Origin of the sequence: Pseudoalteromonas sp. MMG024, from assembly GCF_021654175.1 — a bacterium.
Classification (GTDB): Bacteria; Pseudomonadota; Gammaproteobacteria; order Enterobacterales; family Alteromonadaceae; genus Pseudoalteromonas.
On sequence record NZ_JAKFZO010000016.1, the window covers coordinates 68,537 to 93,074 of the forward strand.

Consider the following 24,538-nt stretch of genomic DNA (forward strand, 5'->3'; position numbering starts at 1 on the left):
TCGTGAATAAAATGATTAAAACAACCGCCATGACTTTGTTAGCTACTTTTCTAATGGGTGCTTCTGCAAGTTCATTCGCTCACAAAGTTGCTGTTGTAAATGTACAACAAGTATTTAGTGGTTCTCCGCAGGCGTCTGCGATTAAAGCAACGCTAGAAGAAGAGTTCCGCGAGCGCAGACAAGCACTTGAAAAGCTACAAGGCGATATTCGTTTTGAAGTTGAAAAATATCAGCGTGAAAACGCAACAATGAGCAAAGCGCAAAAAGAAGCAAGCCAAAAGAAGATTCAAGAGCTACAAAAAGCATTGCAAGAGCAAGGTCAGCCACTTCAGCAAGAAATGCAAATGCGTCAAGCACAGGAAACTAAAAAGCTAGAGACTGTGATTTTTGATGCTATCGCTGCAGAAGGTAAAGCAGGTAAGTATGACGAAGTAAAACCAGCGGGTTCACTTCTTTACTTCAACGAAAAATCAGTGGATAACATCACCTCTAAAGTAGCAGAGCGTGTAGCAAAGGCTAAATAATAAAGCTTATGAAATTACAGCAAATCGCTGAGATTTTAAATGCTGAGCTGGTCGGTGACGACTCGCTCAGCATTTCTCGTATAGCAACCCTAGAAAATGCGACCGGCAACGAGATTGGTTTTCTCGCTAACAAAAAGTACCGCAGCAAACTTGCCAGTACTCAAGCAGGAGCGGTGATTTTGTCACCGCAAGATGCAGATTATTTTACTGGTAATAAAATTATTGTTGCGAATCCGTACTTAGCCTACGCGCTGTTAGCGCAAGCGATGGATACCACGCCAGAACCTGCGACTAATGTTCACCCCTCGGCAATCATTGACCTAACGGCAAAGCTTGATAAATCGGTATCGATTGGCGCTAATGTGGTGGTTGAAGAAGGGGTTGAAATCGCTGCTGGCAGTTCAATTGGTGCTGGTAGCTTTATTGGTAAGGGTGCTAAAATAGGGACCAATACGAAAATTTGGGCTAATGTAACGATTTATCATCAAGTTGAAATTGGTAATTCGTGTTTAGTTCATGCTAATACCGTAATCGGTGCCGATGGATTTGGCTACGCCAATGAGAAAGGTCAGTGGGTGAAAATCCCGCAGCTTGGTACTGTTGTTATTGGCGATAATGTTGAAATTGGCGCAAGTACAACCATCGACCGTGGCGCTATTGATGATACTATCATCGAGCGCAACGTGATTATCGATAACCAAGTACAAATCGCGCATAATGTCGTGGTTAAAGAAGGCACCGCGATTGCTGGATGTAGCGTTATTGCAGGCAGTACGACCATTGGCAAGTACTGCCAAATTGGTGGCTTGTCAGGTATCGCAGGACATATTGAAATTGCCGATGGTGTTGTTTTAACGGGTATGTCAATGGTAATCAGTGGCATTGACAAACCGGGTGTTTATTCTTCGGGTGTACCGCACAGTGAGAATAAAGACTGGCGTCGTAATATGGCACAGTTACGACAGCTTTCAGCAATTAATAAGCGATTAAAGGCAGTGGAAAAATCATTGCCGGAGCGTGACGAGTAGTCTTCGTCACGTGCTAAATTATCGCGCAGTATAAATACGGGCGCGAAGAGATTAGTTAGGTTAAGGAAACACATTTTGGCAGAACAACTAAACAGCTTTGATATTCAAGAAATCCTAAAGCTATTACCGCATCGTTACCCAATGTTATTGGTTGATAAAGTCGTTGACTTTGAGCCGGGCAAAACGCTTCACGCGATTAAAAATGTCACAGCAAATGAGCCAATTTTCACAGGCCACTTCCCTGAGCAGCCAATTTTCCCTGGCGTAATGATTTTAGAAGCATTAGCACAAGCAACAGGTTTATTAGGTTTTAAAACAACGGAAAACCGTGGCGACAATGAGCTATATTTATTTGCAGCCATTGATAACGCACGCTTTAAACAACCTGTGTTACCAGGTGACACAATGCACTTACACGTTGAATTCTTAAAAGAACGCCGCAACATGTGGAAGTTCTACGGTGAAGCGAGAGTTGACGGCAAAGTAGTGTGTTCAGCTGAGTTAATGTGTGCAAGAAGAGAGTTATAATACGTGATCCATCCTACTGCAATTATTGAGCCGGGCGCTCAACTTGGCAACAACGTAAAAGTTGGTCCTTACAGCTACATCGGTAACGACGTGGTGATTGGTGATGATTGTATCATCGAATCACACGTAGTGATAAAAGGGCCGTCAACAATTGGGTCTGGTAATCATATTTTCCAGTTCGCTTCAGTGGGTGAAGCGTGCCAAGACAAAAAGTACAAGGATGAACCAACCAAGCTGATCATTGGTGACAACAACGTGATCCGCGAATGTGCTACAATCCACCGTGGTACCATTCAGGATGAAGGCATCACCAAGATTGGCTCAAATAACTTATTTATGGCGTATACACACGTTGCCCATGACTGCGTGATAGGCAATAACTGTATTTTCGCTAATAACGCAAGTGCCGCTGGTCACGTACATATCGGTGACTGGGTAATTTTGGCCGGCAACTCAGGTATTCATCAGTTTTGTCATATCGGTTCACATGCGTTTATTGGTATGTATTCTGGTGTTAACCAAGATGTACCGCCGTTTGTAACAACTATCGGCACACCAGCACGTCCTGTGGCAATCAACACTGAAGGTCTAAAACGTCGAGGCTTTGAGTCAGACGAAATTATGGCATTACGTCGCGCATACAAGCAGTTATACCGCAAAGGTAATAAACTGGATGCGGCACTTGTTGAAATGGAAAAAGAAGCCGAGCAGTTTAAAGCAGTGCAAAACATGATTGATTTTGCCAAAAGCTCAAATCGAGGGTTAATTCGTTAATGATCTCGAATGAGCCACTTCGAATTGCACTTATCGCCGGGGAACACTCCGGCGATATTTTAGGTGCAGGTTTAATTAAAGCACTAAAACAACATTACCCAAATGCCACATTTGAGGGAATTGGCGGTCCGCGTATGCTGGCTGAAGGATTCAAAACCCATTTTCAAATGGAAGAACTCGCCGTGATGGGCGTTTTTGAAGTACTGCCTAAGTTATTTCGTCTACTCAGCATTAAAAAGCAAATTGTACAGCGTTTTATCGATAATCCGCCGGATATTTTTATTGGCATTGATGCTCCCGACTTTAACTTGCGCGTTGAAAAGCCGTTAAAGGCTGCTGGTATTAAAACCGTGCATTATGTCAGCCCATCGGTATGGGCATGGCGTGAAAAACGTGTTTTTAAAGTAGCAGAGGCCACTAATTTAGTGCTTGCATTATTACCATTTGAAAAAGCGTTTTACGATAAGCACAATATTCCATGTGCGTTTGTCGGCCATACTTTGGCGGATGAGTTGCCGCTCGAAGATGAACAAACTGCTAGTAGAGCACTGTTTGATTTGTCAGCTACAGATAAAGTCTTGGCAGTGCTGCCGGGCAGCCGAGGTTCCGAAGTCACGTTGTTAAGTGAACCCTATATTCAAGCGGTGTTGTTACTTAAAGCAGAGATACCAAAGTTAAAAGTGTTGGTGCCTTTAGTTAATGAAAAACGCAAAGAGGAGTTTTTAGCTGTCGCAACAAAGCTCAATGCGGCAGATATATTTACCCTTGTTGATGGCAAGTCGCGTGAAGTAATGACCGCTGCTGATGCGGTGTTATTGGCGTCGGGTACGGCAGCACTTGAATGCATGTTGCTTAAACGCCCAATGGTGGTTGGCTACAAGCTTAAAGCCCTGACATATCACTTAGTGACACGCTTATTTAAATTTAACATTGAGCACTTTTCACTGCCTAATTTATTGGCGGGCAAGCAGTTGGTGCCTGAGTTATTACAAAATGATTTAACCCCTGAAAACTTGGCTGCAACCTTAAAACCATTGCTAGAAGAAGATCAATCAGCATTAAAACAAACGTTTTATGAAATGCATAAGTCATTAAGGCTCGACGCCAGTAAACAAGCGGCGCTCGCTGTAAGTAATGTAATAGAGAACAAACATGACTGAGATTATTCGTCCAAATACGCAACTTATTGCAGGTGTTGATGAAGTAGGGCGTGGTCCGCTTGTGGGCGATGTGGTAACCGCTGCGGTTATTTTAGATCCATCAAAGCCAATCTCGGGTCTCGCCGATTCAAAAAAGCTAACCGAAAAAAAACGTTTGGCACTTTACGAAGAAATTATTGAAAAGGCGCTGTGCTTTAATATTGCCCGCGCCAGCGTAGCAGAAATTGACGAGCTTAATATTTTGCATGCTACCATGCTTGCGATGAAGCGCGCGGTGGAAGGGCTTAATATTCCTGCCGAGTTTGTCTTTATTGATGGCAATCGTTTACCCGATATCACTGTACCTGCACAAGCCGTTGTTAAAGGTGATAGCTTAGTTGCCGAAATTAGCGCGGCATCAATCCTTGCCAAAGTGACCCGTGATAACGAAATGAAAGCTCTCGATACTGAGTACCCAAATTATGGCTTTGCCGGTCATAAAGGTTACCCAACCAAAGCGCATTTAGAAGCACTTGCACTTCACGGTGTTACGCCGCATCATAGACAAAGCTTTAAGCCCGTAAAAACAATAATAGAACAGACCAACAATTGCTAATTAATGCTTGGTCAATCAAGTTAGGCAGATAATGCAAGACCCTAAATTTATACACTTACGTGTTCACAGTGATTATTCAATGGTGGACGGCTTAGCAAAAACTAAGCCTATCGTCGGTAAAATTGCAGAGCTGAATATGCCTGCATTTGCCATTACTGATCAAATGAACTTGTGCGGTTTAGTGCGCTTTTACGGTGCTGCGCATGGTGCTGGTATTAAACCCATTGTTGGCGCTGATCTGTGGTTACACAGTCCTGAATTTCCCGATGAGCCTTGTCGTTTGGTCGTACTTGCTAAAAATAATGCGGGCTATAAGAACCTTACACTGCTTATTTCCAAAGGCTATCAACGCGGCCACCTTATGCAACGTCCTATGGTTGATAGAGAGTGGCTTATTGAGCATAAAGAAGGCCTTATATTACTCTCAGGCGCTAAAGACGGTGATTTAGGTAAAGCCTTATTAAAAGGCAATAATGATTTAACCAAATCCATTGGTAACTTTTATTTAGAACACTTTAAAGATCATTACTATATTGAGCTAACGCGAACCGAACGTGAGCAAGAAGAAGATTATTTGCATAGTGCGGTGGCGTATGCCCAATACTCAGGTTTGCCGGTTGTTGCCACCAACGAAGTTGTGTTTCTCAATAAAGAAGACTTTGAAGCCCATGAAATTCGCGTTGCTATCCACGATGGTTTTACCCTTGACGATAAACGCCGTCCAAAACGCTTTTCAGAGCAGCAATATTTAAAAACCGAAGAGCAAATGTGTGGGTTGTTCTCGGATATTCCAGAAGCACTGGAAAACTCGGTAGAAATTGCCAAACGTTGTAATGTTACCATTCAACTTGGCACTTACTTCTTACCGGATTACCCAACGGGCTCTTTGTCGATTGAAGACTTCTTAGTAAAAGTATCGGAAGATGGTCTGGAAGAACGTTTGCAGTTCTTATTCCCTGATGAAGAAGATCGCAAAGTCAAACGCGTCGAATATGATGACCGCTTAAGAATTGAACTTGACGTAATTAACCAAATGGGTTTCCCAGGTTACTTCTTGATCGTAATGGAATTCATCCAGTGGAGTAAAGATAACATTATTCCTGTGGGTCCAGGCCGTGGTTCGGGTGCTGGTTCATTAGTTGCTTATGCGCTCAAGATCACCGATCTTGATCCACTGCAATTTGACTTACTTTTCGAACGTTTCTTGAATCCAGAACGTGTATCCATGCCCGATTTCGACGTCGATTTCTGTATGGACCGACGCGATGAAGTAATCGACCACGTTGCTAAACTCTATGGCCGTGATGCGGTATCGCAGATCATTACTTTTGGTACGATGGCGGCAAAAGCGGTAATACGCGATGTAGGCCGTGTGCTTGGTCACCCTTATGGTTTTGTTGACCGTATTTCAAAATTAGTACCGGGCGATCCGGGCATGACATTGGCAAAAGCCTTTGATGTTGAACCGCGTTTACCAGAAGCCTACGACACAGACGATGAAGTAAAAGAACTTATCGATATGTGCCGTATTTTAGAAGGCTGTACACGTAATGCAGGTAAACACGCCGGTGGTGTTGTTATTTCTCCGACAACCATTACCGACTTCGCCGCACTTTACTGTGATGATGAAGGTAAATTCCCGGTTACCCAATTTGATAAAAATGATGTAGAAACAGCGGGTCTGGTTAAGTTCGACTTTTTAGGGTTACGTACTTTAACCATTTTGCAGTGGGCTATTGATATGGCCAATGAGCGCTTAACGCGCGAGCAAAAAGAACATATCGATATCGCTGCTATTCCGCTAAATGATCCACCGAGCTTTGAATTATTACTGCGCGCAGAAACAACAGCAGTATTCCAGCTTGAATCTCGCGGTATGAAAGACCTTATCCGTCGTTTAAAGCCTGACTGCTTTGAAGACATGATCGCACTGGTTGCACTTTTCCGCCCAGGTCCGTTGCAATCAGGCATGGTAGATAACTTTATCGACCGTAAGCACGGTCGAGAAGAAGTATCTTACCCCGATGCACAATATCAGCACGAAAGCTTGCAACCTATCTTAGAGCCAACCTACGGCATTATTCTATACCAAGAACAGGTAATGCAGATTGCTCAGGTACTGGCAGGGTATAGCCTTGGTGGCGCTGACTTACTGCGTCGTGCCATGGGTAAGAAAAAGCCTGAAGAAATGGCCAAGCAGCGTTCAACCTTTGAGGATGGCGCAAAGCAAAATGGCGTAGACGGCGAACTTGCAATGAAGATCTTCGACCTCGTAGAAAAATTCGCAGGTTACGGCTTTAACAAATCGCACTCGGCAGCATACGCACTGGTATCTTATCAAACGCTGTGGATGAAAACCCATTATCCAGCAGAGTTTATGGCGGCAGTTATGTCAGCCGATATGGATAACACCGATAAGATTGTTACCCTTGTTGATGAATGTGAGAATATGAAACTCACATTATTACCGCCTGATGTGAACTCGGGTCTATATAAATTTACGGTAAATAATCAAGGCGAAATTGTTTACGGTATTGGGGCGATTAAAGGTGTAGGTGAAGGCCCAGTAGACGCAATTTTAGAAGCGCGAGAAGCTGGCGGCCCATTTAAAGATTTATTCGATTTCTGTGCGCGCGTCGATATTAAGCGTTTAAATAAACGTGTGATTGAAAAGCTAATTATGTCCGGCGCGATGGATAAATTGGGTCCGGAGCAAACACAAAGTGCACGCTCTGTTTTAATAGCCAGCTTACCTGATGCGCTTAAATCGGCCGATCAACACAATAAAGCAGAAGCACTAGGCCAAAGCGATTTGTTTGGTTTGCTAGCTACTGAGCCCGAAGAAGTTGCCGCAGCATTTGTGCAAGCACCTAAATTTACCGACAACGAATGGTTAGAAGGTGAACGCGAAACACTGGGGCTTTACTTGACCGGTCACCCAATTAATCAATATCGTGCAGAACTTAAAAATTATGTGTCGGGTCGACTTGTCGATTTACAACCGACGGAACGTGATGTAACGTCTACAGCGGCAGGTTTAGTGATTAATGCACGCACCTTAATTAATAAAAAAGGAAAGCGTTGGGGGCTACTGACACTGGATGATAAAAGTGCCCGAATTGATATTCGTTTATTTCCTGAACAGTTCGAAACTTACCAAGAACTGCTGCAAATGAACAATATCTTGGTGATATCTGGTGTGGTCAGCTTTGATAACTTCTCGGGTGGTATTACAATGACCGCTCGCGAAGTTGCAAGTATTGAATCTGTTCGAGAAAAGCGGGTTAAAAACATAAAAATGACGGTGAAAATGCAGGAAGTGAGTGATAACTTCTTGTCTCGATTAGAGCATACCATCACCCCGTATAAATTTGGTACTTGCCCAATAAGAATTCAATATGAACGCCCAGATGCAACAACTGAGCTTTCATTAGGAACACAGTGGTGTGTTACACCCAGTGACGAGTTACTTGCTAATCTCTCACGCTTAGTAGCACAGAATATTGAACTAGAATTTAATTAGGTAGTTTAGAGCATGAGTCTCAATTATCTTGATTTTGAACTTCCAATTGCAGAGTTGGAAGCAAAAATTGAAGAACTTAAAAACGTAGGTCGCGGTGGTGAACTGGACCTGAGTCTAGAAGAAGAAGTTTCACGCCTTAAAGATAAGAGCGTAGAGCTGACCAATAAAATTTTCTCTGATCTCGGTCCATGGCAGGTTTCACAGCTTGCTCGTCACCCGTTACGTCCGTATACCAAAGATTATATCGAGCGTATTTTTACCGAATTCGACGAATTAGCAGGCGACCGTGCATTTGCTAACGATCCGGCTATTGTAGGCGGTATTGCGCGTTTAGATGGCGAACCAGTAATGGTTATCGGTCAACAAAAAGGCCGCGATACAGCAGAGAAAATTAAGCGTAACTTTGGTATGCCAAAGCCAGAAGGCTACCGTAAAGCGTTACGTTTAATGGAAATGGCTGAGCGTTTTAATATGCCAATCATCACGTTTATCGACACGCCAGGAGCATACCCGGGTGTTGGTGCTGAAGAACGTGGTCAAAGTGAAGCGATTGCGAAAAACCTTAAAGTGATGGCAGGCCTAAAAGTGCCGGTGATATGTACGGTAATTGGTGAAGGTGGTTCAGGTGGTGCATTAGCAATTGGCGTGGGTGATCGTGTTAATATGCTTCAGTACAGCACATACTCAGTAATTTCACCGGAAGGTTGTGCGTCAATTCTTTGGAAAAGCGCAGAGAAAGCCCCGCTTGCTGCAGAAGCTATGGGTGTAAGCGCCGATCGTGTTAAGAGCTTAGACTTAATTAACTCGATTGTTGAAGAGCCACTAGGCGGAGCACATCGCAATTATGATGCAATGGCGAAATCGCTTAAAGCACAAATTAAACGTGACTTAGGTGATTTGAAAGCTTTATCATTGGAAGAAATGTTAGAGCAGCGCTATGAGCGTTTAATGTCTTTTGGTTACTGCTAATTAAAAGATTTTGGAAAAAGCCGCATTTTGCGGCTTTTTTTTTTATGAAAGATATTTATTCCACTTTTAAATATGAGGTTAACAACACCGAAAAAACGCGCTTTACAGTTGCGCTTTCAGGCGGTGTTGACTCAGTTGTATTATTACATTTAGCGAAGCGCTTTCGCGATGAGTTCACACACACTGAAATCGACGCTGTGCATGTCAATCATGGGTTAAGTGATAATGCCGATATGTGGCAGGCGTTTTGTGCCGATTTATGTCAAAAATGGCAAATCCCGTTTAAGGCGTACCGAGTAAGCGTGAAAAAAGCTAGTCGTGAAAGCTTAGAGGCGGTGGCGCGCACGGTACGTTACAACGCACTAAAAGCGCACTTGCATAGCGATTCAGAATTATTACTTGGACAGCACCTTGACGACCAAGTCGAAACGTTTTTTATTCGTTTAAAACGCGGAGCAGGGCTGCTGGGTTTAGGTGCGATGAAGCAACGCACCCACATTGAAAGTGGGTTACCTGTATTTCGCCCGTTATTAGGTATTATGCGTAAAGAAATCGTTGAGTACGCAAAGGTTCATCAACTTTCGCATATCAATGATGAATCAAATCACGATGACCGTTTTGACCGAAATTTCTTACGCAATAAAATCCTTCCTGAACTAAATGTACGCTTTAAGGGCTTTAGCAATACCGTCGCTCGTGTCGTGAATTTACTGCAATCTCAGCAACAATTACTGGATGAATACATTGCTGATGATGCGGAAAAGTGTGTTTTTCATCAGCGTTTCCTGCTCACTGAGGTAATTGGTTTTTCTCGCGCGCGCATTGATAATTTAATACGCTACTGGCTACAGCAAAATAACCTAGTTTCGCCATCTCAAAAAGTGCTAGACCAAGTTTACCAGCAAGCATTTAACGCGAAAATAGATGCGCAAGTGAGCATTGAATGTCGTCGTTTTGCGATTAAACGCTACCAAGATACTTTGTTTATCGTGTTACCTCAGGCGGCGCCTGAAAACCAGGATAACATTGGGCTAAGCTCTGTGATTATCGGTAACCAAGAGTTTAGTGCAGAAAAAAGAGCTCAAGGTGTGCGTGCGCCATTTATGGATGAACACGTTAATTTGCGTTTTGATATTGGCGCTGAAAAGTTTACCTTACAACACCGAAACTGCACCAAATCGGTTAGCACATGGCTAAAAGAGGCTGGTATACCACCTTGGCAACGCTCATTGGTTGCAGGAATTTACTATAATAATCAACTTGTTCAAGTGATTGGCTTGGGCATATCAAAACATGCATACGCCGAAAATGGCCTATGTTGGCAACAAAAGGAAGCAAATGAAAACTAGTCAAGCAGTTGGTTTTTCACTTATCGGGCAAGCTTATATCGGCTTAATTGTATTTGCAGTGGTGTTGGCGGTTAGCCTTATTTTTTCGTTTAATCTCACTGTGGTGCTCTATGGCGCTATTTTTGGTGCGATTACTGCTGCGTTGCTGCTGTGCTATTGGTTAGGAAAAGGCGGAAGTTTCTTTTTATTAGCGGTAATGTGTCCACTTATTTGTATTATCGTGACGCCAATTACCAGTTTTTTGGAAATAGCCAATGTGCTCGGGGCTTTTTTTGTTGGTTTGTGTTTACTGCTTACCGGTTATCGTCTAAAAAAAGGAAGCTAATGCTTCCTTTTTTCTTTCTGGCCACGCATTAGTTAGTTTTGCAACAATCCCGTCCGTCTTTTTTTGCTGCGTAAAGCGCTCTATCTGCGCGTTCAAAAATACTGTTAGGAATATCTTTTGCCTTACTTAATGAAAAACCAATGCTGGTGGTTACTGAATGGGTTTTCAGTAGTTGGTGACTGTGCACGCGTTTTTTAATGCGATTAGCTAAGATATGACTTACGTCAAAGTTGTCGTCATCAATTAAAATGGCAAATTCATCACCACCAAATCTAAATACGGTGTCGGTGCCTCTTACGCAGTCTGTCAGAATATTGGCAAAATCGATCAATACTTGATCGCCCACTTGGTGCCCATGTTGATCGTTTACTTGCTTAAAGTTATCTAAATCTAACAACATTAAGCCAAAGCTGCGGTGATGACGGCGGCTTCGCTCAAGTTTGCGATATAGACAATCATCAAACATGCTGCGGTTATTTAGCCCGGTTAATGCATCTTTGGTAGCCAGTTTTTTCACGCGTGAAAACAACAGTGCATTGCGCAGAGGGTAGACAAGTGCGGTATGTAATCTTGCTAATTTCTGCTTTGCGTATTGTGGTAGATTTTGGCAAAAGTAAATAAGCTGGCCAAGACGTTCGCCATCAGCCATCAGATCAAAGGCGTGGTTTTCACCTTCAATTTTACTGCCAGTCATTTCAATTACCCCTTCGGTACTATGAAATTGTAGGCCTGCAAATTGCACTACGCGTGATGCTTCAACCGAAAAGATGTTTAATAATTTTGTAAGCTCAAGTGTTTTTTGAAGTTGCGTTACTAACGCATGGGTATGGCTTATGTCATTCTGTTCAGAATAGATCTGGCCATACGGCAAATAATCGCCGTTGCTGTCTGTTTGACGCGTTAAAACATGTACGTTTTCCACTTAACTACCCTCATACTACCGCAAAATATTAAGTACATGGATATTTAAGCAAAATCTAAGCCATTTTTATTAAGTGGCAGAAAAACAGACACTTGCTATATTTAATTGATTAGAGAGATTCGCTTCTAATGAATTCGTCATTTTTTCGACATAACGCTTATTACGATAGCAGAGGTGATGTTTGCAGCATACGTTTGGTGTTTACTTCTATATATTGATTGCCGCTGTGGTTCTGATTTGGCTGTTTAAACGCTTTAATTTGCCACCCATTTTGGCTTATTTAGCGGTGGGCATCCTTGCCGGTAAAGACGGCTTTGCGTGGCTTGAACAAAGTGAACAAATGCACTTTATTGCCGAACTTGGCATCGTTTTTTTGCTGTTTAGCTTAGGGTTAGAGTTTTCAATTCCTCGTTTACTGGCTATGCGCCACATTGTTTTTGGCGTTGGCGTAATGCAAGTCGTAATAACTACCTTAGTGGTTATGGTGCTATTGTGGGTATTTGGAATTTCGATGATAGCGGCGTTTAGCATTGGTAGTTTAGTTGCCTTGTCGTCAACTGCTATTGTGGTAAAACAAGTCAGTGGTTCGCCATTATTGCGCTCAAGGCCTGGTCAGCTGGCAATTGGCGTTTTGCTGTTTCAAGATATCGCTGTAGTGCCTTTACTAATCGCATTACCGCTTTTGGCAAATGGCTCAGAGTCGTTTTGGACCACCATTTTAACGGCGTTGGCAAAAGGCGGTGTGGTTATTGCGCTATTGATGGCCGTTGGTAAATGGGTACTACCGAGAGTTTTTAGTGAAATAGCGCAAACGCGCAGTGATGAGTTATTTGTGTTGACCACCATATTGGTTGCACTTATTGCTGCAGCGTTAACGTCTGCTTTTGGCTTATCCATGGCGCTAGGCGCTTTTCTAGCAGGCATGATGTTAGGCGAAAGTGAATATAAGCATCAACTAGAAGCTGATATCCGCCCATTTAGAGATATTTTAATGGGGTTATTCTTTATCACTATCGGCATGCAGCTTGATATGGCTTTTGTTGTGACTAACTTGCAATGGATTGCACTTGGGTTATTTGGCTTGCTGACACTGAAAGTGGCGATTACGTATTTTGTGACGAAAATGGCAGGCGAAAACCATGAAAATGCGTTGGCAAGTGCACTTATGTTATGCCAAATGGGGGAATTTAGCTTTGTCTTAATATCACTCGCATTAAAATACGCTTTGTTAAATTCGGCGAATGCATCCTTGCTGTTGTCGGTTGGTGTATTAAGTATGGCGATAACGCCTTATTTGGTGGATAACGGTGCTTTGCTGTCGTATAAAATTCTCAACAAAGTTGCCCCTAATTTACTGACAAAAAATAGTCAAAGTTATGACAACGGTGATGCCCAGTTCGACGAGTTTAGTCAACATGTTGTGATTTGTGGCTATGGCCGTGTAGGGCAAATTATCGCGCGTTTTTTAAAAACGGAAGCTATACCGTTTGTTGCGATTGATAGTGATACAGTGCGCGTTAAAGAGGCGCAGGCCGCTGGAGAAAACATCTATTTTGGTCAGGCAAAGCAAAAAGAGGTGCTAAAAGGTGCCAATATTGCAAAAAGCCGCTTAGTGATTATTACCTTCGCCGATAAAGACAGTGCATTTGCAATTATTAACAGTATTAAGCAGCTTGCGCCCAAGGTTAAAATTTTAGTGCGCATGCGCGATGATAGGTATTTATCAGAGCTTAAAGATAAAGGCGTTACAGAAGTGGTGCCGGAAAAACTAGAGGCCAGCCTTATGTTGGTATCACATGTACTGTTTTTAACCGGGGTGCCCATGCGCCGTATTTTAAGGCGTGTGCAAGCAGAGCGTAGCAATCGCTATGGCTTACTGCACGGTTATTTCCCAGGTGATAGTACGCCATTATCACCCGATTCCTCTGATCACCTTGAATTTTTGCATGCAATCGCGATTACCGAAGATGCCTATGCACGAGGATTATCTTTAGGTGATTTAAACTTAACTAAACGGCGAGTCGATGTAACTGGACTTCGTCGTGATGGTAATGAATTAAGTTTTCCGCCAAGTGATACTGTATTAAAAGCGCAGGATATTTTAATTGTGCGCGGCAAACCGCGCCGTGTTGAACGTGCTGAGCGTTTTATACTAGAAGGGCGCTAGCCCGTTTATAGTAAACTTACTGCATATTGGTGAACTCTAAAAACGCCATTATTTCATCTAATTGTGCCAAACCATCTTGGTAGCCAATATCAATCAAATGCTGGGTGTATTCCTTTTCAAAGAGTAAATAACTCACCAGTGACGATTCTGAATGCTTTTTTACACCAATACTGCGCAGTAGCATTTTTATTGGCACAGGCATAGTGTCGTAGTACTGCGTTGCAATGGCATTAAAGTTTTGCGAGGGGTTTATCACAAAGTGCGCGATGCGCTTAAGTTCTTTATGTTTATCGCGCGCAGGAATAAGGGACAACGTGCGGTTAATACGTTCTAGCCGTTCAATGTCTGCACGTAAGGTATCGGAGAAAATGGTATCAAGCAAATGGCCGGCAATCGTTGAAATACCGGGGTAGTGTGGCTGAAAACCAAAATATTTATTATCGATAGGTTGCTCAACACCAATTACAAAGACTTTTTCCGCGCCTAAATGAATTGCAGGGCTCAGCGGCGCATGTTGGTGCACCGAGCCATCGCCAAAGTAGCCTTGACGAATTTTGGTGCTCGGGAAAACCATTGGAATGGCACTGGATGCCATTAAATGTTCAATATTAATTGTGGTTTTTTCACCACGCCTTTTAGCTCTGCGCCAAGAGTTGGTATGTTTAGCTTGGAAAAACGCGACGGAATCACCGCTCGAATAACTCGAAGCGGTAATCGATAGTGCTTCTAAATAGTCGTTTCGAATATTATTGTCGATGCGTTTTAAATCGAGTACTGAGCGCAATAATTCTCGTAGTGGTTGGTTATTGAGCAAGCTCGCGGGTGGGTGGTTTTCATAATCCGACTGAAAACTACGTAACATATTAATAAAAATATGACCAAATACCGATGAAAAGTTGGTGTGATAAACCTGCTCGGTGCGAAAATTTTTCCACACATGTTCTAACTTTTTAACGGCTAGCTGATAGCACGAAGCGTAACAACCGAGCGCTGTCGCATTAATTGCGCCGGCAGATGTACCATTTATGATGGAAAATGGTGTTACTTGATTACGTGGCAGGTTTTTCGCAATCGCTTTTAAAATGCCTACTTGATAAGCCGCTCGTGCGCCACCACCTGTAAGTAGTAATGCAATTTTTGTTTTATGTTTTGAACTATTCCCGCTACTATTCATCAGATACTTTGTATTCTCCCTTTATTGTTAATTTAGAGCACTTTAGATCTAAAATAAATATTTGAACAGTGAAAAATATGACAACGAATTCTCAAAATAAATTACCTTACATTGTCGGACTCACTCTGGTAGCAATCGTGATTGCGGTAGCAGCCATGCAATTAATGAAAGACGACAAACCAGTAGAGCCGGGTGAACGGCAAGTAATTGACTTGCCACAACCCACTGAGCCTGTAGAGACAGAGCAAGAAACACAAGTTGTGACCAACGACCCTGTAATTGAACCAGTTGTTGAGCAAGTGGTTGTGACTAAAGAGCCTGAAGTTGAAGAGCCAGTAACGCCAGAAGTGACACGTGTGTTACCTTCGCTTGATGATAGCGATTCAGTTGTACGAGAGTCGCTAGCAGATGTTGTATCAGTAAACTTGTTAAAACTTGTTGTTAGCGATGATTTAATTCGCCGCGCGGTGGTTTACACCGAAAACTTAGCGGACGGTAAGCTTGCTAAAAAGCATCAAGTGTTTGTTGCGCCAAAACAAGCATTTAGCGTAAACGACGGTGCAATTATTACCGTAAATCCAGAGAGTTTTGAGCGCTACGATCCGTATGTCAGCTTATTTACTAAGCTTTCGGAAAAACAAATTATCGCATTAATTGATGAGTACAAGCCGCTGATCCAAGATGCTTATGACGAGATTGGTTTATCGGATTATGAATTTGAACAGCGCCTTGCACTGGCGATTCAGCATTTACTTGATACTCCAGCTGTTCCACTAGATACGCCGCTTACAAGTCAGTCTGTAACATATAAATATGCGGTACCTGAGTATGAAGCCTTATCTGATGCACAAAAACAGCTACTGCGTTTAGGTCCAGATAATATGGCACAGGTGAAAACCAAGTTATCGCGTTTGTTAAAACAGCTTTAAGGTTAATTGTTGCGCAGTTGATTAGCATACACAAAGTTTTGCTTGAACTTCATCCGAAAAATAGTGATAATCCCTGCGCGCAGTTGAGCAAAACCCTTTGTTTAACTGAGTTATTATGGTGATCTTATTGGTCCTCCCGCAATAATAGCGCGTGAATCTGGTCAGGCCCGGAAGGGAGCAGCCACAGCGTGTGACTTATGTGCCGGGATGTGGCTGGTAAGATTGCCACCCAACTTCATTAATTTGCTGATGTTTGAAGTGTAAGTCTGCAAAATTGTAGTAAAACCCCGCATAAAAATTGAAATATAACTCTGCATAGCCTACTTTTAAATTGTCCCACATATTTGGTGATGGATATGATCAGGCGTAAACTAAAGCACTCCAGAGTCAAAAACCTCTACAAGTTTGCAAGTCAAAAGAATAAAGCTACTTGCTTAGTTGAGCCATCTTTAGAATTCGACACATGCTTTCACTTTGAATACTCTCGCGAAATAAAAAGCTTTGAAGCACAACCGTGAGGCTTTGAATATGAGTTTGACGGCAGAATTTGCCGTTACACGCCGGATTTTTTGCTAGCGCATCATGAGAAACCGCAAAAATATATTGAAGTGAAGCCTTACAGTAGAATTGCGAACTCTGAATTTAGAGCACGTTTTGCGCAAAAACAGTTGGTTGCCAAAGAACAAATAGGCATTGAACTGATATTAGTCACTGACAAGCAAATTCGTGTTTATCCTACTTTAGACAACTTAAAATTGCTTCATCGTTATTCGGGATTTCAGTCGTTAACCGAGCTTCAGCTTTCTATCATTCAGCTACTCAACCAATGGCGAAAACTCACTATTCAAGATTTGGTGAGGACCCTAAATGCTTCCATTGGTGAGATACTTGCCTCTGTATATCGTTTATTGTCTCTAGGTAGTGTTAATTCAGACTTAAACACAGAACTTACTTTAGAGTCGGTGATTTGGGCTAATGGAGTTTGAAGACGAGTTTAGCTTTGAGGAAGCACCGCAAAAGTTAGCTAAAACTGCTAATGCGGGAGAGTCTAATCCTCAACCTCGTGATCTAGAGTCACTACCTAAGGAAGTGCAGGAAGCTACATTTGCTCGACTTAAATATGTTAAGTGGCTTAAACAGCGTTTAATTGGAGGTTGGACACAAAAAAATTTAGCGCCATTACTTTATCGTCGTTTGCAAAAATTTGATATTGAGTATTGATAACACATTATGAAAACGTTTTTTGCTCACTATCGTATCCAAACTAAATTGCAGTTGGCGGTTGTAATAAGCCTTATTCTGGTACTGATCCCGTTATTACTGGTACTGGATGTCTCGCTGAAACAAAGTGCCCTGGTTATATTAATTACTTTGTGTGCGACATGGTTTATTAGCGGTTTACTCACGCAATCGGTCAGCTCTGGGTTTCAAGCCCTTGAAACTGGGTTGTTAAATTTCAAAAATGGTGAATTTTCTAGCCTACTTGCATACGATGCGCCAGATGAATTAGGCCGCCTTTGCCACATTTACAATCACACGGCAGAGCATTTACGCCAAGAAAAGCAGTGGATTTATCAGCGGGAATTAATGTTGGATAAAGTACTGCAATCTTCCCCCCAAGCTTTGGTGCTGATTGATAGTAATGATTATGTGGTGTTTAGTAACCACAGTGCTAATCGATTATTTAATAGTGAGCAAAAACTTGAAGGCTTGCAGCGTGAAGAGCTCTACAACGCCGCTAATGAGCAAATAAAACAAGCAATGGAAGCGGGCAGAGATGACTTGTTCCATTTACAGCACGAAAAAGATGAAAGTGAAACATGGCATCTGTCTACAGGGCAATTTCTATTAAATAATCACCAACACCGTTTGTATATTTTTAAACAGCTTACGCGCGAATTGAGTCGTCAAGAAGTAGCGGTATGGAAGAAAGTGATACGTATTATTAGCCATGAATTAAGTAACTCGTTAGGGCCAATGTCATCGATGTTACACAGTGGCAAGTTGTTATCGCAAAATGTGGATGAACCGCGATTGGAGCGTGTGTTCTCAACATTGCAGGAGCGGATCAGTCACCTCAATGAGTTTGTCCAAGGGTATGGTAAGTTTGCCAAGCTAACGCTGCCTAAATTGGAGTTGCTTGATTGGCAAAGTGTGCTGAATAATGTGCAGCAGCAATATGCCTTTAAACTTGACGGGCACGAGCCAAAGCACCGATGTTTTGCTGATCATATTCAACTTGAACAATTGTTGATTAACTTACTAAAAAACGCTCATGAATCCGGTTCGAAACCGCAATAAATTGCGGTTAGTATTGAAAATAAACAAAGCGGCACCGTTATCAGCGTGACCGATGCGGGCCCCGGCATGAGCGAAGCAGTTATGGCAAGTGCATTGATCCCATTTTACTCAACGAAAGCCAGCGGCAGTGGTTTAGGTTTGGCGCTGTGTCGTGAAATTGCCGAAGCTCATCATAGTCAGCTTAGTTTGCATAATCGTTCAGGTGGCAAAACGGGGTTAGTGGTAAACGTATTTTTACCCCATGTAAAATAAATAGGTAGTCACTGAAAGTGTTAAATCACCTTTAATTTCCTGTTATCAAGGTGATTTATAACTTAGGCTGTTATTTGTATCAAACGCATAATCTAAACAAAATATAAACTGACCTAGGTTACAATAACTAAAACCTGTTGTTTGTCCCCAAATTATGCAGCGTGTCTCTAATCAATGGCCTCTTTTCTAAAATTTTGTTAAATTTTTATGACTGGTTTAGATAAACAGCAATAAGCACGTTAAATATTACTTCCCCAGCAGGTTACCTTTGAAATTCCCGTTCACTAAATTTAGCATTTTTGTTTTTATTTGTTGGTGTTTGCCAGCCACAGCAAAAATAATATTGCACACTGATAATGCACATGATTTAGCAAGTTTTCAAAACGGTGACATGCGCAGCTTATCGTCTGAAACAAATATCTTAGCCTTAACACAGCAAACTCATAAATTACATTTTGAGTTTGTGCCACTTAAGCGTTCGTTAAAGTTTATGGAAAAAGGCCGATCGATTTGTATTACGAATAAAATCAAAACGCATCAGCGAGCTAAGCAATTTATCTTTAGTAAACCCATTAATTTGTTTTTGGGCAGACGGCTCTATCAGTTCTCAGATTTATCATCGCGAGGTATTAACGAGCCGATTAGTTTGGCTGAATTGTTTGTGCAGTATCCACAACGACGCTTAATTGTGTCAGACCAGATTTCATACGGCGATAAATTAGATCAGCAAATTGCCAAGTTACCTGAGCAAAACAAGATTGTGCGACGCGGTGCTTCTCATGTGCAAGGCATACTGGATATGTTTAGCGAAAGACGCGGTGAATACTCGCTTTTTTATCCACTCGAAATGAGTGCGAGGCAATGGCAAGAATCAACGGTAAGTTATACGGTTGCGGGCATTGAACCTTATCTTTTAGGGCGTTTAATGTGTGTAAACAACCCGGCAACAAGGCAATTTATTAAAAAAGTGAATAAGCAAATTGATACGTTAAATCAAGATGGGGCGTTATTGCGTGCTCATCTTAAATACTATCATAGTGATTTTCATCAAGACGTCACACGCTTTTTAACTGCTGAGTTTTCAGCCGCGCACTAGTTAACCAAAATACGGGTTAAGTCGCTTGCTCTTGGCATTTTTGCTTAAAGTCTTTTTGTACAATTTCAAGCGCTTGCAGTACGGTTTTAGCATCAAGCTCATGTTGTTCTAGCAGCATTATTAAATCCACCGCTAATTGAACGTGTTTAGGCGCGTTGGCTAGGGTATTGCTTTCAGTCATCACTTTTACCGCGTTTTGCAACGGCAGCGGTTGCAAACTCAATCGCGTCTCTTACGCGCTGTTCCATTTCTAAGCGTTCACTTTGCGATGAATAAAACGCCATATCCACTTCAAAGCGAATGTATCGTGATGGCAATTGATTTAATGCAGTACAACAAAAATCAGCCAATGTGTCGTTGTCATACTTAGCTTCAATTTTTTGCTTTTCAATTTCGTCGATTAATAATTTTTCGTAATAATTATGAATATCGTCATGTAATTTCATGCTATTCCTTAAGATTACTTAATGTAACTGTTCTTAGTATTGCTTATATCTTAGGAATCGTCTATCCATTTGTCATGCTTAAATAAAGTTGTTTATGAACATTTACTAGGTTGTCAACATTTCGCTGGTAACCGCCACCTGACGCCGTAAAAATAGGAAGATCATTGGATGTACAAAATGAGATCACGCTTTGTTCGCGCTGTTTTACGCCCGCTAAACTGACGTTGAAATAGCCTAGCTCGTCGCCGCTATAAATATCGGCTCCGGCATTGTAGAGCACGATATCAGGTTGCTCTACAAGCAATGTAAGTAAGCATTGCTGTAACATCGTTTGGTATTCTTGGTCATTAGCGTGTTTATTGAGCGTAAAATCGTAATCTGAATGTTGCTTTTTGGCTGGGAAGTTTTGCTCACAGTGCAATGAAATTGTGACGATATCGTCCATCGCTTGTGCGCATACCGCTGAACCATCACCTTGGTGTACATCAAGGTCGAGAATAACAACTTTGCTTACCAGGTTGTTATCAAGTAAATGGCGCGCGGCAATTACCAAATCATTAAAAATGCAAAAGCCACTGCCAAAACTGGGGAAGCTATGGTGATACCCGCCGCTTATTTGACTTGCGATTTGTGTTTCAAGCGCAAGCTTTGCTCCTTGAATTGATGCGCCAATTGAATAAAGCGTGCGTTCAACAAGGTGTGGCGACCACGGAAATCCCATTTTACGTATCGCTTTTGGCTCAAGGGTGCCTGTTACAAACTGCTGTACAAAAATAGGGCAGTGTACTTTGCTAATATCATCTACACTTGCTTTTTCGGGCGTGATAAAGCGAAATCGCTCAGCCAATTCATGCTTAATAAACTGGTAGAGCAATTGGTATTTTTCAATCGGAAAGCGATGGTTGTCGGGCAGTGATAAAGATGAGTAACTAGGGTGATAGAAAATCGGTATCGTCATTATCGGTTTGATTTCTCTGCTAGTTGAATTTTTTCCTCGACGGCTGTAATGGCCTTGCGGCAACGGCCCAATCTGCCATGCAGTACAAGGATTTCGTTATTTAACTCTCTGGCACGCTCAGCACTGCAGTTTATTTTTTCGTTTTGTCTAAGTTCAATCATTTCTTGTAAGCGACGCTCAAACTCATGATTCTGAGATAGTTCACGATACAACTCTTGCGATGATTGAATGATTTTTTTAACTACTTTTTTATAGCGAGTAACTGGCTTAAATTGTTGTTCTTTTTGCCAAACGCTGGTGGCTTTTAATGCAGTGATAATAGCGTCAATTTGCTGTGAAATTGACTCAAGGGCAAAACGCTGAGCATGTCTTCGCTCGCTTGAGGGCAGTGCGTCGATGTTATCAAATACTTCGGTTAGGTAATCGCTAAGCTTTACACTTTTGGTACGAAACAAGTGATGTTCAAATAAGCCATGCTGGTTTTTAACAAAGCGCTCACTTTTAAATAAATTTTGCTGGTCAAACTGTTGGCAGCTAACTTTTAAGCGTTCTACTTGATTTTTAAGTGTTTCGACTTGTGCACTTGTTTTAAGCATAGACATCTAAAATTAATTTAATCGCTAACACAATGACAACGGTATTGAACACAGGTTTAATTAACTTACTGCCGAATTTAATCGCTGAATGTGCGCCTATCCAGGCGCCTAGCATGATAAACGCGCCCATAGTTAAACCTAGCATAAAATGCACATGGCCAAGTGCCACAAAGGTGGCCAGCGATACCACATTACTGATGAAGTTCATCGAGCGTGCTAAACCGCAATTAAGCAATATACCCATTTTATACAGAAAGCTGTTTGAAGCGGTCCAAAATGTGCCCGCACCGGGCCCTGCAACACCATCATAAAAGCCCAGAATAAGCCCTTGCCAGCTTTGCTTTACTTTTAGTTGTGAGTTTTCGGGAGGTAGCTGCATATTTTCTGCGAATTGGCTTTTATTAAATAAGCTATATATTGCAACCACAATAATCACCACAGGAAGCAACACGTTAAGAAACTCTTGGGTAAGAAAATCAACAATTAATGTGCCAAGGATGGCACCTAGGGCAGTTGCACAGGCTGACACCAACCAAAAACGCGGGTTAAAAAGCTTTTTCTTATAATACGTAAAACTCGCAGTTAGTGAACCAAAACTAGCGGCTAATTTGTTGGTGCCAAGTGCTAAATGCGGTGGCAGGCCAGCGGTTAAAAGGGCAGGCACGGTTAGCATACCGCCACCACCGGCAACAGCGTCTATAAACCCAGCGGCCAATGCTGCGGAGCAGAGCACAAGCCAAGTTGTTGGCTCTAAAGCTAGTTCTATCATTAATACTCGATTTTTCGTTTGAACGGGGGCAGCGAATCCAACATGGCTTTACCGTAACGCTTGGTAACTAAGCGTCTGTCTAAAATTGTTATTTTACCACTATCAGATTCTTTACGAAGCAGTCTACCACAGCTTTGTACTAATTTCTTTGCCGCTTCGGGTACGGTGATAGACAAAAATGGATTACCACCTTTCGTTTCGATATATTCACTTTGTGCTTGCTCTATCGGCGAGGTGGGCACTGCAAATGGGATTTTGGTGATGATTAAGTTTGTCAGTAAATCGCCTGGTAGGTCTAACCCTTCTGAAAAACTTTGTGTGCCAAACAAAATTGACCCTTTTCCATTTTTAACTTTGTCGCGATGAAGCGTAAGTAACGCATCGCGAGAGGCCTCTCCTTGCAGTAATAAACTGAAACCTTTTTTTCTGATACCCTCTGCCACTTGGTTCATTTGCCAATAAGAGGCAAATAACACTAAGTTTGCCTGATCTTTTTTAATGTAATTGGGCAGAGTTTTAATTAACTCATCGCTGAATTCTTTATGATTTGGCTCTTTGCTGATTTTTGGAATAGTCAGCACAGCATTTTCTTTATAATCAAAAGGCGATTGCGCTTTGATGTACTTAACCCCTTCGATAGGCTTTAAGCCCGCTTCAAAGGCAAAATGGTCAAATGAACCAAGTGCCGATAAAGTAGCGGAGCACAGCACTGCACCTGCACATTCTTGCCACAACTTATCGTGTAAATAATAGCCGACTTGAATAGGGCAGTCAGCCAACAGATAATCAACGTGATTTTTGTATTCAAGTTGCTTAAGCCAGCGAGCATGGGGCGGATTAGATTGTTCGATGGACAAGTTCCCCCACAATTTAGCAAAGCCATCTAGGCGCGTTAAGTAATGGCCACTTTCAGATAGCAGTGGCTCGGCGACTTTTTTACTCACGTCGCCATCAGACAAATCTAAGGTAAGCGCATCATGCATTTTGGTAAGAAATTTAAGCATGTTGTTTGACGATTGCTTTAAATCTTTTACCCAATTGCTGATACCTTTTGGTAGCTGCCCTTGCTCAAAACGGTGTACATTATCTTCGTTAAATTCAAAGTAATTATCGGCAAAAAATGTTTTCACATTTTTTAAGTCTTTTGCACTTTCGTTAATGGCATCTGCAAGTTTAAAGTTGAGACCTGTTGCCCGTGTTGAGCTAATCGCATTAGCCATTTTTTGGTTAAATTTAGCTAGCTTATCTAACCACTCTAAGGTAGCGACTAAAGTACTTGATGCCGATGAAAAGTCGCGTGCTACTTGCGGCAAATGATGTGCTTCATCGATAACGTAAATACTGTCTGACGGTTCAGGTAAAATAACCCCACCACCGAGTTCTAGATCTGCCAGTAATAAAGAATGGTTTACAATAATCACATCAGCTTTAGCTAAACGGTCGCGAGCGCTATGAAAAGGGCAGTGCGCATGGCTAGCTAATTGACGCTGGCACGAGTGTTTGTCACTTTGAATTAAACGCCATACATTGTCGGAGATGACTTTAGGCCAAGTATCTCTATCACCTTGCCATGTGCCTTTTTTATAGGCGGCTTGCAGTTGTTTTAAACTCTCTTGCTCTTTTTCATTTAGAGGCGCATCGGTGGTCGCTAAAAAATTAAGCTGCGATGGATCATCAACCAGTGCGTTGTATAAACGCTCAGCGCAAACATAACGCTGACGTCCCTTTGCGAGCTCAAAGCTAATTTCAATACCTGAGTTCTTTGCAAAAAATGGCAGCTCTTTATTGATTAATTGCTCTTGTAACGCAACTGTGGCGGTTGAAATGATCAGGCTCTTTTTGTGCTGCTTTGCGTAGGGAATAGCACCGATACAATATGCTAACGATTTGCCTGTACCTGTTCCTGCTTCTATTACTGCAATGCGCTCTGTGCGGTGGTAATTTCCCGCTAAGGTTTTAGCGATTTCTGCCACTAAGTAATTTTGACTCGGACGTGAACGGTAATCAGGTAATTTGGCTGCAATATTAGTATGAATAGTACGAATGGTTTTTTTTAGGGAGTCAGCCAGCATGTTAGGTCCGAGAAAAGGCGTTTTCGCGATTTTAAAGGCGCTTGTAATTAATAACAATGCAATACAGTCATTTTTTCTTTT

23 protein-coding genes, 1 other RNA gene and 1 pseudogene are annotated in these 24,538 nt (G+C 42.1%); 17 read left to right on the plus strand and 8 right to left on the minus strand.

From position 1 onward, the window contains the following. The first annotated feature begins 2 nt into the window (after positions 1–2). From L1068_RS15540 to L1068_RS15585, 10 genes are all read left to right on the plus strand, one after another. Positions 3–524 (plus strand): OmpH family outer membrane protein, encoded by a 522-nt coding sequence (locus tag L1068_RS15540; RefSeq protein WP_010559701.1) that lies wholly within the window; start codon positions 3–5, stop codon positions 522–524. Positions 525–532: 8 nt separating this feature from the next. After that, the gene (lpxD, locus tag L1068_RS15545; RefSeq protein ID WP_237130981.1) at positions 533–1,552 is read left to right on the plus strand and encodes a UDP-3-O-(3-hydroxymyristoyl)glucosamine N-acyltransferase; all 1,020 of its coding nucleotides are present in this window, start codon (positions 533–535) and stop codon (positions 1,550–1,552) included. Positions 1,553–1,627: 75 nt separating this feature from the next. After that, positions 1,628–2,080, plus strand: coding sequence for a 3-hydroxyacyl-ACP dehydratase FabZ (gene fabZ, locus L1068_RS15550; RefSeq protein ID WP_010559703.1), 453 nt, complete (start codon positions 1,628–1,630; stop codon positions 2,078–2,080). Positions 2,081–2,083: 3 nt separating this feature from the next. After that, complete coding sequence (gene lpxA / locus L1068_RS15555; RefSeq protein ID WP_237130982.1) at positions 2,084–2,854, plus strand: acyl-ACP--UDP-N-acetylglucosamine O-acyltransferase; 771 nt, start codon at positions 2,084–2,086, stop codon at positions 2,852–2,854. Then, positions 2,854–4,014 carry a lipid-A-disaccharide synthase gene (gene lpxB, locus L1068_RS15560; RefSeq protein ID WP_237130983.1) on the plus strand — a complete coding sequence of 387 codons (1,161 nt, stop codon included), beginning with the start codon at positions 2,854–2,856 and terminating at the stop codon, positions 4,012–4,014. Before lpxA ends, lpxB begins: the two co-directional genes overlap by 1 nt. Beyond that, entirely contained in the window at positions 4,007–4,609 is a 603-nt protein-coding gene (gene rnhB, locus L1068_RS15565; protein WP_237130984.1) for a ribonuclease HII, read from the plus strand. The genes lpxB and rnhB overlap by 8 nt, the downstream gene beginning before the upstream one ends. Before the next feature lie 31 nt (positions 4,610–4,640). Further along, entirely contained in the window at positions 4,641–8,132 is a 3,492-nt protein-coding gene (gene dnaE / locus L1068_RS15570) for a DNA polymerase III subunit alpha (protein ID WP_237130985.1), read from the plus strand. A 12-nt stretch (positions 8,133–8,144) separates the two neighbouring features. Next, the gene (gene accA, locus L1068_RS15575; RefSeq protein ID WP_054979858.1) at positions 8,145–9,101 is read left to right on the plus strand and encodes an acetyl-CoA carboxylase carboxyl transferase subunit alpha; all 957 of its coding nucleotides are present in this window, start codon (positions 8,145–8,147) and stop codon (positions 9,099–9,101) included. Positions 9,102–9,145: 44 nt separating this feature from the next. Then, positions 9,146–10,450, plus strand: coding sequence for a tRNA lysidine(34) synthetase TilS (tilS, locus tag L1068_RS15580; protein ID WP_237130986.1), 1,305 nt, complete (start codon positions 9,146–9,148; stop codon positions 10,448–10,450). Next, the gene (locus tag L1068_RS15585; RefSeq protein ID WP_237130987.1) at positions 10,440–10,775 is read left to right on the plus strand and encodes a hypothetical protein; all 336 of its coding nucleotides are present in this window, start codon (positions 10,440–10,442) and stop codon (positions 10,773–10,775) included. Before tilS ends, L1068_RS15585 begins: the two co-directional genes overlap by 11 nt. Positions 10,776–10,803: 28 nt before the next feature. Here L1068_RS15585 and L1068_RS15590 read toward each other — a convergent pair whose 3' ends face one another. Beyond that, positions 10,804–11,697, minus strand: a complete 894-nt coding sequence (locus L1068_RS15590) for a diguanylate cyclase (protein ID WP_237130988.1) — start codon at positions 11,695–11,697, stop codon at positions 10,804–10,806. Positions 11,698–11,878: 181 nt separating this feature from the next. Between L1068_RS15590 and L1068_RS15595 the strand changes: the two genes are divergently transcribed. Next, complete coding sequence (locus L1068_RS15595; protein ID WP_237130989.1) at positions 11,879–13,864, plus strand: cation:proton antiporter; 1,986 nt, start codon at positions 11,879–11,881, stop codon at positions 13,862–13,864. A 16-nt stretch (positions 13,865–13,880) separates the two neighbouring features. Here the strand turns inward: L1068_RS15595 and L1068_RS15600 are convergent, their stop codons facing one another. Continuing rightward, positions 13,881–15,038 (minus strand): patatin-like phospholipase family protein, encoded by a 1,158-nt coding sequence (locus tag L1068_RS15600; protein WP_237130990.1) that lies wholly within the window; start codon positions 15,036–15,038, stop codon positions 13,881–13,883. Positions 15,039–15,115: 77 nt separating this feature from the next. Between L1068_RS15600 and L1068_RS15605 the strand changes: the two genes are divergently transcribed. The 6 genes and pseudogenes from L1068_RS15605 (at position 15,116) to L1068_RS15630 (ending at position 19,616) form a co-directional block, all read left to right on the plus strand. After that, complete coding sequence (locus L1068_RS15605) at positions 15,116–15,967, plus strand: DUF3014 domain-containing protein (protein ID WP_237130991.1); 852 nt, start codon at positions 15,116–15,118, stop codon at positions 15,965–15,967. A gap of 125 nt (positions 15,968–16,092) precedes the next feature. Further along, positions 16,093–16,189: signal recognition particle sRNA small type (gene ffs / locus L1068_RS15610), an RNA gene on the plus strand. 347 nt (positions 16,190–16,536) lie between these two features. Beyond that, a complete protein-coding gene (locus tag L1068_RS15615; protein WP_237130992.1) occupies positions 16,537–16,953 on the plus strand; it encodes an endonuclease in 417 nt (138 codons plus the stop codon). After that, positions 16,943–17,188, plus strand: coding sequence for a hypothetical protein (locus tag L1068_RS15620; RefSeq protein ID WP_237130993.1), 246 nt, complete (start codon positions 16,943–16,945; stop codon positions 17,186–17,188). Before L1068_RS15615 ends, L1068_RS15620 begins: the two co-directional genes overlap by 11 nt. 9 nt (positions 17,189–17,197) lie before the next feature. Then, positions 17,198–18,520, plus strand: a pseudogene (locus tag L1068_RS15625) (ATP-binding protein). A gap of 343 nt (positions 18,521–18,863) precedes the next feature. Next, entirely contained in the window at positions 18,864–19,616 is a 753-nt protein-coding gene (locus L1068_RS15630) for a hypothetical protein (RefSeq protein WP_237130994.1), read from the plus strand. Positions 19,617–19,632: 16 nt separating this feature from the next. Here L1068_RS15630 and L1068_RS15635 read toward each other — a convergent pair whose 3' ends face one another. The 6 genes from L1068_RS15635 to dinG form a co-directional block, all read right to left on the minus strand. Next, positions 19,633–19,797, minus strand: a complete 165-nt coding sequence (locus L1068_RS15635; RefSeq protein WP_100913703.1) for a YbaM family protein — start codon at positions 19,795–19,797, stop codon at positions 19,633–19,635. Beyond that, positions 19,790–20,062: a late competence development ComFB family protein gene (locus L1068_RS15640; RefSeq protein ID WP_237130995.1), complete on the minus strand. Its 273-nt coding sequence runs from the start codon at positions 20,060–20,062 to the stop codon at positions 19,790–19,792. Before L1068_RS15640 ends, L1068_RS15635 begins: the two co-directional genes overlap by 8 nt. Positions 20,063–20,123: 61 nt before the next feature. Beyond that, a complete protein-coding gene (locus L1068_RS15645; RefSeq protein WP_237130996.1) occupies positions 20,124–21,020 on the minus strand; it encodes a histone deacetylase in 897 nt (298 codons plus the stop codon). Next, entirely contained in the window at positions 21,020–21,616 is a 597-nt protein-coding gene (locus L1068_RS15650) for a primosomal replication protein (RefSeq protein ID WP_237130997.1), read from the minus strand. Before L1068_RS15650 ends, L1068_RS15645 begins: the two co-directional genes overlap by 1 nt. Then, positions 21,609–22,385, minus strand: a complete 777-nt coding sequence (locus tag L1068_RS15655; protein ID WP_237130998.1) for a TSUP family transporter — start codon at positions 22,383–22,385, stop codon at positions 21,609–21,611. The genes L1068_RS15650 and L1068_RS15655 overlap by 8 nt, the downstream gene beginning before the upstream one ends. Beyond that, positions 22,385–24,457, minus strand: coding sequence for an ATP-dependent DNA helicase DinG (gene dinG, locus L1068_RS15660; RefSeq protein WP_237130999.1), 2,073 nt, complete (start codon positions 24,455–24,457; stop codon positions 22,385–22,387). Before dinG ends, L1068_RS15655 begins: the two co-directional genes overlap by 1 nt. Positions 24,458–24,538: the final 81 nt, after the last annotated feature.